Origin of the sequence: Burkholderia sp. Bp9142, assembly GCF_003853415.1 — a bacterium.
In the GTDB taxonomy this organism is placed as follows: Bacteria; Pseudomonadota; Gammaproteobacteria; order Burkholderiales; family Burkholderiaceae; genus Burkholderia.
This window is the reverse complement of the sequence record NZ_QTPP01000036.1, coordinates 14809-28496: the sequence shown is the minus strand read 5'-3', so window position 1 is coordinate 28496 and position 13688 is coordinate 14809. Positions and strand designations below refer to the sequence as shown.

Below are 13688 nucleotides of genomic sequence, written 5' to 3'. Positions count from 1 at the left end.
GGATGTTTGCTTCGCTTCGCATGCCGGTAGGTTGCGGGCCGCTATCTGACGATTCGGGAACGATCGGTCAGCTCGATAATGGATTCGGGTGTCTCCACTGCGGGACGGTGCGGCAGCACGATCGCAATTTCGTGCGGCCGCATGCTTACGGTTTCAAACGGGTGCCGTTGCCGACGATCAACGACGACAACACGAGTAGTGCGGTACCGCCTACCAGCGTTGCGGCGATGGACAGGTGGTCGAGCAGAACCCCCCCAAATTCAGCGCCGACCATAATGGATAACTGAATTGCAGCCACCATCAGGCCACCGCCGCTTTCAGGTTCGTCCTTGATGCCCTGGGTCAGCCACGTAGACCAAGCAACGGGGATCGCCGAATTGATCGTACCCCATGCGATCATTGCGACCGCCACTGCCCACAGCAGGTGGCCGACCGAAAGCATTCCGATGGTTACGGCGCCAAGCGCGACCGGGAGAATCATGAGCAGTAGGTACAGGCGCTTGGCGATCAGCGAACTTGCCCCATAGGTGCCCACGAAGCCCGCGAGCCCCAAACCCAGGAGCAGCATCGACAATTGGGCGACGTCGACGTGTGTATACGCTTCGAGAAAGGGGCGCAGATAGGTGAAGATGGCAAATGCGCCGCCGAACGTCAGCATGACGGCGAGCATCCCGAAGGCCACATTGCGTCGCTTGAGCAGGCCGATGACTTTGCCAATTGATTGGTTTCCTTGGGGCGGCATCGACGGAATGCTGAACCACAACCAGATCAGGTTGAGGACAACGATTGGCGCCAGTGCCCAGAATACGCCGCGCCACCCGATCACACCGCCTACGTAACTGCCGATCGGCGCGGCAAAAGCGGTTGCAACGGCGTTGCCGGTGAAAAGGACAGCGAGCGCCCGCGGAATAGAGTGTTCCGGCACGAGACGCATGACGGTTGCTGTTGCGAGTGACCAGAAGCCGCCGACTGAAATGCCGAGCAGTGCACGGGCTGCCATCAGCATAGCGAAGTTGTCTGCGTCTGCGATAAGGACAAGCGACACGAGCATCAGCACCGCCATTGCGGTAAGTACGTTTCTACGATCGAAGCGGCCCGCGAGCGCCGGAATCAGCAGGCTGGTCGCCACGGCGAAGAGTCCCGATATCGAAATTGCCTGACCCGCCATCCCGACGGTTGCATGAAGGTCCGATGCAATCGGCGTAAGAAGGCTCACCGGCATGAATTCCGTGGCGATCAACATTGCGGCGCACATTGCCATCGAACTAACGGCGCTCCATATATGCCGGGCGGAAATTTGAGTTTGTGCTGCCAATGTCGACATGGTGTTCCTTGTTGCTTCGCGAATACACAGCTGGCCGCGAACGAGTACAGATGAAATGGTTGCTTCGCACCGATCGGCATGACGTGTAGTGCCGCGGTCACGGATCCTGCGGACGGAAGCCGCAGTACGGCTTGTTCGTCATCCGACAACTGCGGGCGCGGGTAGACGCCGCGCAGACATTTCGGTCGCAACCCGCGAGCGTAGAGGGAATGATGGATGCCGGAATGCCGACGACACGTCTGGCGGATGCGAGCGTCACGGAGCCAAGACCGCATTAAACAGTGCTGCGGACAATCGATAAAGATGGTTGGGGTGATTGGACTTATGAGTATTCGTCATAAAACAATCGGTGAAAACGCTAGTGTCGGGCGGATTCCTACGCCACCGTGCGATCCGCATGGGAGGGGCGAACCACTGCTTCCGCAAAAAGGCCACGCCGGAGCGTGGCCTTTGGACTGTCGGCTGCGGGTAGCCGCGAACCTCATCGACTAGAGGTTCTTCTGGAAGAACGACGTCAGCTTATCGAACGGAATCAGATTGACTCGATCGTAAAGGTCGACGTGACCTGCACCCGGTACGACGACAAGCTCTTTCGGTTGGCCAGCAAGTCGGTAGGCCTCTTCGCTGAATTCCCGAGAGTGTGCGTTCTCACCCGTGATGAACAGCATCGGGCGGGGTGATATCGTCTCGATGTCATTGAACGGATAGAAGTTCATGAACTTGACGTTGCTGGTCAATGTCGGGTGCGTCGTGAGCGCGCGCGACGATCCCTTCGGCGTGTACTCGCCCCGTGGTGTGCGGTAGAAATCGTAAAATTCGCGCTGAATTGGCGGAGTATCTGCGTCCAACTCATGCACCGTCCCGCTGGTGTACTCGGCTTTACCACCGGCGAATTCGACATAGCGTTGTTCTGCAGCTGCGGCGATTGCCTGCTTCCGCTGCTCAACGGTCTGCGAATGCCGCAGACCGTTTCGATTGACGCCGCCCATGTCGTACATGCTGACTGTCGCGATGGCTTTCATGCGTGGATCGATCTTGGCTGCGCTGATGACAAAGCTTCCGCTACCGCAGATGCCGAGCACGCCAATTCGCTGTCGGTCCACAAACGGCCTCGTTCCGAGGAAATCCACGGCAGCGCTGAAGGCTTCGGCGTATATGTCCGGTGCTACAGCATTGCGCGGCTGCCCGGCACTCTCGCCCCAGAAGGACTGGTCGATGGCGAGCGTGACGAATCCCTGCTCAGCCAGCCTTTGCGCGTACAGGTTCGAGCTCTGTTCTTTGACGGCGCCCATCGGATGCCCGACGATGATCGCCGGGCTCTTTTTGCTACGGTCGAGATTCTTCGGAACGAAGAGATTCCCGACGATGTCCATCTTGTATTGATTCTTGAACGTGACCTTCTGCGAAGCTACCCGGTCACTCTTGTAAAAATTGTCGGCCCCGTTGGACATGTCAGCCGCCGCTGCGGAGAGTGTACTGACAAGCAGGCCAAGCAACATAATGAGCTTTTTCATTGATGCGTCCTTCGTCTTGTGAAGTAACCTAAGCCCGATGGTGTCTACGATGTAGCATCGCGTTCATGCGGCCAAAGTGGCGTTGTCGATCACGAAGCGATATTTGACGTCGCCCTTGAGCATGCGCTCATAGGCATCGTTGATCTGGTCGACCCCGATCAACTCGATGTCGGCGACGATGCCGTGCTCGGCGCAGAAATCGAGCATTTCCTGTGTTTCGGGAATGCCGCCGATCATCGAGCCTGCAAGTGATCGCCGCTTGAAGATCAGATTGAACACTTCGGGTGAGGGATGTGGCGACGCAGGTGCACCGACGAGCGTCAGGGTGCCGTCCCGCTTCAGCAGCGTGAGGAATACGTTGAGGTCGTGAGGTGCCGCAACGGTGTTGACGATCAGATCGAAGCTCTTCACATGGGCGGCCATTTCGTCTGAATTGCGGGATACGACGACCTCGTTCGCCCCCAGCGCCTTGGCGTCTTCGCGTTTGGATTCCGATGTGGTGAACGCAACGACATGTGCGCCCATCGCGTGGGCAAGCTTGATACCCATGTGCCCGAGGCCACCGATGCCGACGATGCCGACCTTCTTTCCCGGCCCGGCGTTCCAGTGGCGCAGTGGCGAATATGTCGTGATGCCGGCGCACAGCAGGGGCGCGACGGCGGCGAGCTGTTCTTCGGGATGACGGATGCGCAAAACATAGCGCTCGTGAACTACGATCTGCTGGGAGTAGCCGCCCAGCGTCCAGCCGGGCGCGTCCGCAGTTGGGAAGTTGTAGGTACCGATCAGGCCATCGCAGTAATTCTCGAGGCCCGAATCGCACTCTTCGCAGTGCTTGCAACTGTCCACGATGCAACCGATGCCGACAAGGTCTCCCGGGCCGAATCCGGACACGTGTGCACCCACGGCGGCTACGCGGCCAACGATTTCGTGACCGGGTACGCATGGGAATTGCGTGCCGGCCCATTCGGCGCGCACTTGATGAAGATCGGAATGGCAGATGCCGCAATACGCGATGTCGATCAGCACATCATGCGGGCCAGGCACTCGCCGGGAAATTTCCATGGGCTCGAGAGGTTTGTCACCGGCATACGCGCCGTAAGCTTTTACAGACACGGTTTGTTTCCTTGATAGAAGGGGAGATGAACGTCAGTCGGCACGTCGTCTGGCTGACTCGGACTGCTCCGAAATACGATGTTGTCGCGCTACGCGGCACGATGGTCCGAATTTGCATGAACCGGAATAAATGTGTGCGCTGGTCCTTCGTTTCCCATGTAAAGCCGCGCCTTCATGTCATACAGCTGGCTCGCGATCGGAACGCCGTGAACCCATCGAGTTGATTTACGTGGCGGTGCGCGGTATTGGCCGATCAGTAGCCTGGCCGCTGCCGGGCTGATCGCAATGGACCAGAGCCCTTGCGTTGCACAGTCGGATCGATGCAATCAGAAGTCAGTCGATCTCGAGAGCGCCTCGTGGGCAGCGGCATCTCGCCGACGTAGCTCGGTGACGTCGCGAATGATGTCCAGGACATCGCCTCCAACCGCGAAGAACCGCGGCGGATTTTCCAGGGCAGTCAACTTGACCAGCGCCTCGCCGAACTTGTCGGGGTCGCCTACCTGGGTGCCGTTGATGCGGGACCAAGACGTATTGACTGGTTCCTCATGCGCATAATCGGAAATCGACGGGGGCGTGTAGCGGACGTTGCTGTCGGCCAGCAGGTCCGTCCGGAACATGCCCGGCTCCACCACGGTCGACTTGATCCCGAATTGCTCGATTTCGCCCGCCACCGAAAGCGTGAGTCCTTCGACCGCGAACTTGGTCGCGCAGTAGGCCGCTACATCGCTGAATCCCATGATGCCGCCACCGGAGCTGATGTTCATCACATGCCCGGATCGCTGTTTGCGCATCACAGGCAGCACTGCCCGAAGCACGTGCATCACGCCGTAGACGTTCGTGTTGAACTGACGCTCGATATCCTGCCATTCGAGTTCTTCGAAGTTTCCGAGCAGGCAAAAGCCGGCGTTGTTGACCAGTACGTCGACGCGACCGAAGCGACGGATGGCGGTTGCGACCGCCTCAGTAACATCGCCCGCTTTGGTCACGTCGGCTTTGATGATTGCGAGACTATCCCCGGCGAAATCGCCTAGGGAGCGCTCGATCTTGGCCGTGTCTCGTCCGACGGCTACGACCTTGTCGCCAGCCGTCAATGCCGCCTTCGCGACACCAGCACCGAGGCCGCTGCCGGCTCCGGTAATGAACCATACCTTGGTCACTGCATTCTCCTTATCAAGTGGCGAGTCTGCGGTTCGGCAATAAAGGCGATCGGCCCGGATTGCCGGTTTCGCTTGCTTACACGTGGTGTGTTGTCCCGGGTGGAAGATTCGAGTCACGAAACGCCGGAGTTGCGATCGCGGTTGCGGCGAATATTCGGGCGATTCCGTGGCCGGGAGTGCCTTGGACGCGGTTCGAATCGGGCCCCGTCGAGCCAAGCGACTAGACGCTGATCACCGAACGTGTTGGTCGAACCGGCTGTAAGTAGGCGTCTGTAGTTGGACGTTCGATTTCAATGATAGAGAGAGAGCCGCGATAGAAAACTCCCCGGAACGTGATTGGAGTCATGAGCGCAAGTAATCAATGATGTGCCATTCCTGCCTTATCGATCCCGGCTGAATATCTGCCGATACATTTTCGCTTGTCGTGTGCCGAGCCCGGCGTCAAACCGCAATCCGTCAACGACGTCATTACGGTAGCGGAGACTGAACCGGATTCGCTGTCCGCCACGAGTTTACGTTCGATATTCATGAATGGTGCTAATAGGGGCAATCTGTATCGATGGGGTAATTACAAATTCCTTGCGTGCTAGCATCGGCCGCATCCGCGAGGTACGTCGGCGTCAATGTGGGAGTCCAGAGCGCCGCGCTCGCAATTTCAGCTTTACGAAAAGATGGGAGTGCCATGCAGCTTCAAATCAACGGCAAGACCTACGAAGTCCATTCCGATGGCGATACGCCCTTGCTATGGGCGCTTCGCGATGAACTCGGCCTGACGGGCACCAAATACGGCTGCGGCCTTGCGCAATGCGGTGCCTGCTCCGTGTTGGTCGACGGCGCGTTGATGCGCTCCTGCGTCACGCCCATCGAAGGTGTCGTCGGACGCAAAATCACGACCATCGAAGCGATTGAGGAGGATGCGGTCGGCAAGCGCGTTGTCGCGGCGTGGGTCAAGCACCAGGTTCCTCAGTGCGGCTACTGTCAATCCGGTCAGGTCATGGCCGCGACCGCGCTGCTCAAGCAGACGTCGCATCCTTCCGACGAGCAAGTCGCGGCAGCGATGATCAATCTGTGTCGCTGCGGAACATACAACGCGATTCATGCGGCCGTGAACGATCTATCGGGCGGTTCCAACCCCCATGCTGCCGTCGCTCAGCCGTCCGGGCCGACGATGCAACACGCCGCCACGGCAGCGACCGCGACGCTGGCAGGTATCGCGGCGGTGGGTGCGATCGCCTGCAAGGTGTCCGGCACCACAGAAGAAGAGCGGGGTGACGCATGACGAAGCTGGCTGACACGTCCGCACCGAGCGACGTCTTTCCGATTGACGAGCCGACCAACATTTCCCGTCGCCGTTTCCTTCTGGCGAGTGCGGGCACCGCTGCGGGCGCGCTGGTCCTTGGTTTCGGTCTGCCGGTGCGTACCGCGCGCGCCGCTGCCACTGCGGCGGCTACAACGCCTGGGACGCGTGTTCCGGCGTTCCTGGAGATTCGTCCGGACAACTCGATCCGGTTTCTCAGTCCGTTCATGGAAGGCGGGCAGGGCGTCTTTACAGCGATGGCGCAAATCGTTGGCGAGGAGCTGGATGCCGATCCTGCCAGCTTTGTCGTGGAAAGCGCGCCGCCTGGTGCCGAGTACAAAGTGATGGACAACGGCATGCGCATTACCGGCGGCAGCATGTCGGTGCGCATGAGTTATCCGACGATGCGCCGTTTGGGCGCGCTTGCTCGGCAGATGTTGCTGCAGGCGGCGGCGGCTCAAATGCGCGTCCCGGTCGATGGCTTGAGCACGGAACCGGGCAAGGTGATCCATCGCGCGTCAGGTCGCTCGCTCGATTACGGGCAGCTCGCGTCGCATGCGATGGACCTGCCCGTGCCCGGTCCCGCAAGCGTGAAGTTGAAGGATCCGGCGCAATTCCGCTGGATTGGCAAGCCGATCCAGCGTGTGGATGTGCATCAGAAATCGACGGGCAAGGCGATGTACAGTATCGACAGTCGCGTGGACGGCATGCTGCAGGCGGCGGTTCAGCATGCTCCCCGGCTGGGACTGACCGTGGCTGCAATCCGCAATGAGGCACAGGTCGGCGCGATGAAAGGCGTGCATTCCGTTCATCGTTTGCCGGGTGCAGTCGCGGTGGTGGCGGAGCGCTGGTGGGTCGCGAAACGCGCCGCGGAGGCGCTTCAGGTCGACTGGCGGGAGCCGGGTACGGATTCGACCGTGCGTTACATGCCGGCCGATTTCTCGACCGCGGAATTCGCACGGCGCCTCGCCAACGAGCCGGGCGTCGGTGACAACGCCGAGGTCGTGGGGAATGCGAACGCCGCATTCAAGCGCGCGAAGAAAGTCGTCAACGCGACCTATCACAGCCAGTATTTGAATCACGCGCAGCTGGAGCCGCCGTCGGCACTCGCGCGATTCAACGCGGACGGCTCGCTCGAGCTGTGGATACCCAATCAGGCGCCCGAGATGTTCCAGGCCGATATCGTCAAGCGTACGGGCTTGCCTGCCGAGAAGGTGATCATCCACTCTCCGCTGCTGGGAGGATTCTTCGGGCGCCACTTTCTCTACGACACAGCGCTCGTGTATCCGCAGGCGATTCAGCTGGCAAAGGCCGTCGGACGACCGGTCAAGGTCATCTGGAGTCGCGAGGAAGAGTTCCTGCGCGATGCGTTGCGGCCGATGGCCGCGGTGCGCTTCCGCGGTGGACTCGATGCGCAGGGGCTGCCGATCGCCCTCGAGGCCGTGACGGTCACCGAAGGTCCGACCGAGGCGTTGAGCAACAAGCGCGGCGAGACAGTCGATCCCAGCGCCGTCGAAGGGCTGGCCGGCAAGAAATACGCGATTCCGGATCGTCGCATTGCCCGTCTCTATGTGAAGAGTCCGATGGTGCAGGGTTACTGGCGCTCGGTCGGCAATTCGATGAACGACTTTTTCTACGAGACGTTCCTGGACGAGCTGGCCGACGAGGGCGGGCACGATCCGTATGACCTGCGGATGCGGATGCTGAACGGCAACAAGCGGCTCACGAACCTGCTGCGCGCGGTGGGCGAAATGTCCGGCGGCTGGAAACGCGGACCGTTTACGGCCAGCGACGGCACGCGCCGCGCGCGCGGCGTCGCGATGGCAAGTCCCTTTGGTACCGAAGCGGCGGTGATTGCGGAAGTGTCGATCGAGCAGGGGCAAGTCAAGGTACACGATATCTGGGAAGCGATCGATCCGGGCAGCATCGTCAACCCGGCGATCATCCAGGCGCAGGTGAGCGGAGCAGTGGCGCTCGGACTGTCCCAAGTCTTGATGGAAGAGGCGACCTACGAAAAGGGTGTGCCGACCGCACGCAATTACGACATGTATCCGATCCTGCCACCCGCGCGGATGGCGCGCGTACACGTCCGGATCATCGAGAGCGGCGAAAAGATGGGTGGAATCGGCGAGCCTCCATTGCCTGCCGTGCCGCCGGCTGTAGCTAATGCGGTTGCCAGGCTGACGGGGCAGCGCATTCGCAGCATGCCGCTCTCGCGCTACACGTTCAACACCTGAAATCTTGCCCGGAAAGCCACGCCAGACAATGACGAAAAACCGCTTCAAGAAGATCCTCGCCATCCTGCTGCCCACCTGCGTTGTCGTGGCGGTCGGGATCGCCTGGTTCTCGACCCGTACGCCGGCGTCGCCGTTCGACGGCGCTGCCGATACGGGTGTGCCGTCGGCCGAACTGATCCGGCATGGCGAATACGTCGCGCGGCTTGGTGACTGTGTCGCGTGTCACAGTACCCCGAGCGGCGCACCGTTTGCCGGCGGCCTCGAGATGGCCACGCCGATGGGATCAATCTTCGCGACGAACATTACGCCCGATAGCGCAACCGGCATCGGCAGCTATACGCTCGCCGATTTCGACCGTGCACTGCGCGACGGCATCGCACGCGACGGTCGTCGGCTCTATCCGGCGATGCCGTACCCGTCTTACTCGAAGCTCGCCGACGACGACGTGCGCGCACTGTACGCATACTTCACGCACGGTGTGCAACCGGTTCGGAAGGAAAACAAGCGCAGCGATATTCCCTGGCCGCTGAACATGCGGTGGCCGCTCGCGCTTTGGAACGCCGTATTCACCGAGCCGGGCGCCTATCAGGCGAAAGTGTCGGCCGACGTGCAATGGAACCGGGGTGCCTACCTCGTTCAGGGACTCGGCCACTGCGGCAGCTGTCACACACCGCGCGGCGTGGCAATGAACGAGAAGGCACTCGACGAGCGCAGTGCACTCTATCTGGCCGGCGCCGAACTGGATGGCTGGTATGCGCCGAGTTTGCGTGGCGACGCGAACACGGGGCTCGGCCGCTGGAGCGAAGACGACGTCTTTCGTTTCCTGAGGGCGGGGCGGAACCCGCACGCCGTCGTGTTCGGTTCGATGGCCGACGTGTTCAACAACTCGACGCAGTACATGACGGACGACGATTTGCGGGCGGTCGCGCACTATCTGAAGACGCTACCCGGCAATCCGGCGCGCGACGGCGCCCCGTGGCAATACGATGCCGCGTCCAACGGGCATCTCGCGCTCGATCAACGGCTGAAGGTACCAGGTGCACAGACGTTCATGGCGAAATGCAGCGCGTGCCACGGTATCGACGGACGCGGACAAGGACAATGGATCCCGCCCTTGGCAGGTGCCGCATCATCGATGGCCAACACGAACGTGTCGTCCATCAACGCGGCGCTGAACGGCTCCGGTCGTGTCGTCGCGGCTGGCGTACCGGACACCTATCGCATGCCGCCGTTTCGCAAGCAGCTGTCGGACCAGGAGATCGCAGACGTACTGACTTTCGTCCGGAGCTCGTGGGGTAACCGTGGCGGGCCGGTGACGGCCGATGAGGTGAAACACCTTCGCGAGCGGACGAATCCGGCCAGTAGTAATGTGATCGTTCTACAGATGCGTTGAGGCGGATCGCCCCGTCACTCGGTGGCAACAAACGAGGCGGTTCTGGCGATCAGCGTGGCGAGCGAGTGTGCACCGCGCGTAGCGCGGTCGACTCGCGGGATAGTTCCTCTGGCTGATGACTTTGACCGGTCGAGTTGCAAGTTTCAGCGACCAATTTCATCGACCAGACATCAAGCACGATGTTTCAGCGCGTCGATCACGACCGAAAATGCGCGCGATGCCTGGCGGCGGCTCGGATAGTAAGCGTGGTAGCCCGGAAATGTCGGGCACCAGTCTTCGAGCACGCATTGGAGACCGCCGCTTCGAAGATACGGCTGCGCCGCGTCTTTCGGCAGGAACGCCAACCCGAATCCGTCCAGAGCGGCCTGCAGCATTTGCGGCTGTGTATTGAAGGTCAGTTGGCCACCGACACGGACTTGAATTTCGCGTTTTCCTTTTTTCAGCTCCCATGCATACACGCCTTTCATGGTGGTGAGCCGCAGTGTAATGCAGTCGTGCTGAAGGAGATCCTCTGGCGTTTCTGGAAGCGCTCGCCCTCTGAGATAGGAGGGTGCCCCGACGATCACCATCGGAATGTCCGGACTGATCCTGACCGCGATCATATCCTTCGCTACCTGGTCCCCAAACCTGATGCCGATGTCGTACCGTTCCTCAACGATGTTCGCGAGACTGTAGTCGACCGAGATCTCGACTCGAATCTCGGGATACTTTGGTAGTAGCTTCCTCAATTTCGGCCAAACGACTGTATCGATCGGATGATCGGTTGCAGTAATGCGGACGACGCCTGCGGGTTTGTCTCGGAAGTCCGAAAGCGATGCCAGCTTCGCCTCGATCTCTTCGATACATGGCGCGACCGTCTGGAGCAATTCTTCGCCGGCATCGGTCGTCGAGACACTGCGTGTCGTGCGAGTGAGGAGGCGAATACCGAGGCGTGACTCGAGATCGCGGATCGTATGGCTCAGCGCTGACTGTGAGACGCCGAGTCGTGCCGCAGCGCGCGTGAAGCTCCTCTCGCGTGCCACGGCCAGAAACACTTGTAGGTCGTTGAGGTTTTCCCGATTCATCGGCGATTCCCGAGTCGAAAGTGCCAGAATCCTAACACCAATGAGCTTTTGCGCGCAGGCTGTACTTGCAGCTATTCATGAGAAAAATTAATAGGTCCTAGCGAACATAGCTACTTAATCGCGCTACCAGGAAAACGTAAACTCATGGTCGATATAAGGCTGTCGGCCCACCGTGCGGGCTGAGAGCGACCAGACCAAGCACGGCACCAGAGGGTACATTGAGCTGGAGACGTTGATTTTTCTGCCGAATGCGCTTTGCATGACGAGCTTGCCGCCAGCGGGTGAGTCATCGAATACGGCGACGAACGGTCGTCGGTGCAGCGCAGGTATACGGCAGTCCTATATTCGTCTTTCTGGAATCAATGTCATGAAAAACCGTATCGCTCTTGTCGCCGCCGCGTCTGCTGTCCTCATTCCTGCGATTGCATCTGCCCAGTCGACTTCGCAAGGCCTGACCCGCGAACAAGTTCGCAATGAAATGATTCAATACGAGGCGGCCGGCTTCAATCCGGCACGTGCGAATCCGCGTACCTGGGTCAATGATGTTCAATCAGCGACAACGAAAGTATCGCTTGCGCAGCAGACACATGCGCAATTCGCGGACACCGGCGCATCGCCGAAGTGCAATTGATATTTCCGCAGCACTTCCATAATGCTCGCAACGATCGGGGCGGCGCTGATCGCCCCGGCACGCCAGACTCGGCGGGCACACCATCACTGGTCGATATGCGTTCGCGACGCGACGTTACGCCTACCGACATCACGGCGGTCACGCTAGTGCCCGGCGAATTTGATTCCCGTGATCGCCTCGGCACGTTGCCGTGCTGCCGATCGACGCACTCCAATCCTTGAAGCTGGTCCGAATGATTTCTCGCCTTGGCGGACCGGCCCATCCAGGCGTCTGCCGACTCGCTCGCTGTTCCGTTGCAGTCGTGCAACATGTCTCGATACCGGGCGCGTCGGTGACGACGCATCTTTACGAGTCGAACAAGTTAGTGAATGCGCGACGGTATCACCGTCGGTCTCCTGTTTCAAAGTGAAATAAGGAATTCGGAAGAATATGGTCAGTCGAACTGGCCAGATATCGGAAGATCCTCCGGAAAAATATTACCATCAAGCACATCAGGATTATCGATTTCGATAGATGCGGAATAGACGTCCTTGAAAATATAGTCCCACTCAATCCGCTGCGAAGTGGATCGACGAAGGGGTCCATCGTAGACCCCTGTTTCGTGATGGTGGGGACGTCAATTCAAGGAAGTCATATGAAAGCGAAGGGATGGATTGGTCTTTCGTTGCTCGCGATTGCCTCTGGGGCATACGCACAGAGCAGCGTCACGCTCTACGGTCGGATCGACAACGGCATGACGTACTGGAGCGGGCGAGCCGATGGGCGTTTGATCGGCCTTGAGACTGCAGGGTTTGGGGAATCGTGGTGGGGGATCGAAGGGACCGAGGATCTTGGTGGAGGAACCAAGGCCCTCTTCAAACTCGAGAGCGGTATTAACACGTTGAATGGCGGCATCAACAACGGAAGTTTGTTCGGCCGCCATGCATACATCGGTGTCACCCATGATCGTTATGGCACGTTCAAGATGGGCAACATTGGTACGGGCGAGATCATGCAGGACAGCTACGACGCCGATCCGCAAGTCTTTCAACAGTTTGCGCTGTCGACCCTGGTACGTGGTCGCAATTGGACGCAGGCGGGCAACGGGCTGGAGTACACGTCGCCCAGTATCGATGGATTCACGGTAAAAGGGCAGTACGATCTGACGAACAATGCGAACGGATGGAACTCGGCGCCATCAAGCAGCGGAATTTCCGGTTCAGGGCCGAACCAGCTTGGCGGTGCTCAGGGGCGTGCCGATGGCATCAAGGCGATGTACAACGGCAGCAACTTCGAGGTGCTCGCAATCTACGACGAAACGCGCGATCCGAACGGAAAGTTCAGCAACGTCTACGTCAGTTCGCGATCCGTCATGGCAGGCGGAAATTTTACATGGGGGCCGTTGAAAGCGTATCTTGGCTACCAACATCTGAGTGCACCGGATGCATCTCTGGGCAGCTACGGTGTCTCGAGTGGCACGTTGCCATCGGGAGCGAGAGGTGTACCGACGGCGGTTGACCATGAGTGGGTCGGGGTGACCTATACCGTGAACCCGTTTGCCGCGGTCACCGGCGCGGTTTACCACGCGAACGCAAACAACGGGAATGGCAACGCGACCATGTATACGCTCGGGGGCACTTACAGCCTGTCGAAGCGTACTTTCTTCTATACGGAGCTCGCGTATCTCCACAACAGCTCGACGTCAAACCTGGGGTTGGGAAATGGCTTCGCCGATCCGTACGGCCCGAACCAGAACCAGGGTGGGGCAGCTGGAAACATTTCACCGAACTACGGTCACAGTCAGTTCGGCGTTGTCGCTGGCATCATGACCCTGTTCTGATTTTAGATTCACTCTTTCGGAGCAGCTTCATTGTCGCTCTAGTGTATCTCCAAGCGCAAACTTTATGCGGCACGAACGCCATACCCTGCGTCGTGCCGCCTTTTTTTGATGGTGTCCCGTGCGGCTCGCGCCTGACCTG

General features: G+C 59.6%; 10 protein-coding genes. 5 read left to right on the top strand and 5 right to left on the bottom strand.

Annotated features, from left to right (window positions below; translation table 11 throughout):
- Positions 1-145: 145 nt before the first annotated feature.
- The 4 genes from DIE22_RS29765 to DIE22_RS29750 form a co-directional block, all read right to left on the bottom strand.
- A complete protein-coding gene (locus DIE22_RS29765) occupies positions 146-1324 on the bottom strand; it encodes an MFS transporter (protein ID WP_124606667.1) in 1179 nt (392 codons plus the stop codon).
- Between the two features lie 488 nt (positions 1325-1812).
- On the bottom strand, positions 1813-2838 hold the full coding sequence (locus DIE22_RS29760; RefSeq protein WP_124606666.1) for an alpha/beta hydrolase: 1026 nt from the start codon (positions 2836-2838) through the stop codon (positions 1813-1815).
- 63 nt (positions 2839-2901) lie between these two features.
- Complete coding sequence (locus tag DIE22_RS29755) at positions 2902-3951, bottom strand: NAD(P)-dependent alcohol dehydrogenase (RefSeq protein ID WP_124606665.1); 1050 nt, start codon at positions 3949-3951, stop codon at positions 2902-2904.
- A gap of 326 nt (positions 3952-4277) precedes the next feature.
- Positions 4278-5108, bottom strand: a complete 831-nt coding sequence (locus DIE22_RS29750) for an SDR family NAD(P)-dependent oxidoreductase (protein WP_124606664.1) — start codon at positions 5106-5108, stop codon at positions 4278-4280.
- Between the two features lie 682 nt (positions 5109-5790).
- Here DIE22_RS29750 and DIE22_RS29745 point away from each other — a divergent pair.
- Genes DIE22_RS29745 through DIE22_RS29735 form a run of 3 tightly spaced genes read left to right on the top strand, consistent with a single transcriptional unit; the run spans position 5791 to position 10035 of the window.
- Complete coding sequence (locus DIE22_RS29745) at positions 5791-6387, top strand: (2Fe-2S)-binding protein (protein WP_124606663.1); 597 nt, start codon at positions 5791-5793, stop codon at positions 6385-6387.
- Entirely contained in the window at positions 6384-8642 is a 2259-nt protein-coding gene (locus DIE22_RS29740; RefSeq protein ID WP_124606662.1) for a xanthine dehydrogenase family protein molybdopterin-binding subunit, read from the top strand. The genes DIE22_RS29745 and DIE22_RS29740 overlap by 4 nt, the downstream gene beginning before the upstream one ends.
- 28 nt (positions 8643-8670) lie before the next feature.
- Positions 8671-10035, top strand: coding sequence for a c-type cytochrome (locus tag DIE22_RS29735; RefSeq protein WP_124606661.1), 1365 nt, complete (start codon positions 8671-8673; stop codon positions 10033-10035).
- Positions 10036-10205: 170 nt separating this feature from the next.
- On the opposite strand, the gene DIE22_RS29730 is transcribed toward DIE22_RS29735, so the two are convergent.
- A complete protein-coding gene (locus DIE22_RS29730; RefSeq protein ID WP_124606660.1) occupies positions 10206-11099 on the bottom strand; it encodes a LysR family transcriptional regulator in 894 nt (297 codons plus the stop codon).
- Between the two features lie 367 nt (positions 11100-11466).
- Here DIE22_RS29730 and DIE22_RS29725 point away from each other — a divergent pair, with 367 nt between their 5' ends.
- Positions 11467-11730, top strand: coding sequence for a DUF4148 domain-containing protein (locus DIE22_RS29725; protein ID WP_124606659.1), 264 nt, complete (start codon positions 11467-11469; stop codon positions 11728-11730).
- A 634-nt stretch (positions 11731-12364) separates the two neighbouring features.
- A complete protein-coding gene (locus tag DIE22_RS29720) occupies positions 12365-13549 on the top strand; it encodes a porin (protein ID WP_124606658.1) in 1185 nt (394 codons plus the stop codon).
- The last annotated feature ends 139 nt before the right edge of the window (positions 13550-13688 follow it).

What these genes read in the sequence shown, in the direction of transcription:
- DIE22_RS29760 (WP_124606666.1), bottom strand. Translation starts at nt 2,838, where the DNA reads ATGAAAAAGCTCATTATGTTGCTTGGCCTGCTTGTCAGTACACTCTCC.
- DIE22_RS29740 (WP_124606662.1), top strand. Translation starts at nt 6,384, where the DNA reads ATGACGAAGCTGGCTGACACGTCCGCACCGAGCGACGTCTTTCCGATT.
- DIE22_RS29735 (WP_124606661.1), top strand. Translation starts at nt 8,671, where the DNA reads ATGACGAAAAACCGCTTCAAGAAGATCCTCGCCATCCTGCTGCCCACC.
- DIE22_RS29725 (WP_124606659.1), top strand. Translation starts at nt 11,467, where the DNA reads ATGAAAAACCGTATCGCTCTTGTCGCCGCCGCGTCTGCTGTCCTCATT.
- DIE22_RS29730 (WP_124606660.1), bottom strand. Translation starts at nt 11,099, where the DNA reads ATGAATCGGGAAAACCTCAACGACCTACAAGTGTTTCTGGCCGTGGCA.
- DIE22_RS29720 (WP_124606658.1), top strand. Translation starts at nt 12,365, where the DNA reads ATGAAAGCGAAGGGATGGATTGGTCTTTCGTTGCTCGCGATTGCCTCT.
- DIE22_RS29745 (WP_124606663.1), top strand. Translation starts at nt 5,791, where the DNA reads ATGCAGCTTCAAATCAACGGCAAGACCTACGAAGTCCATTCCGATGGC.
- DIE22_RS29765 (WP_124606667.1), bottom strand. Translation starts at nt 1,324, where the DNA reads ATGTCGACATTGGCAGCACAAACTCAAATTTCCGCCCGGCATATATGG.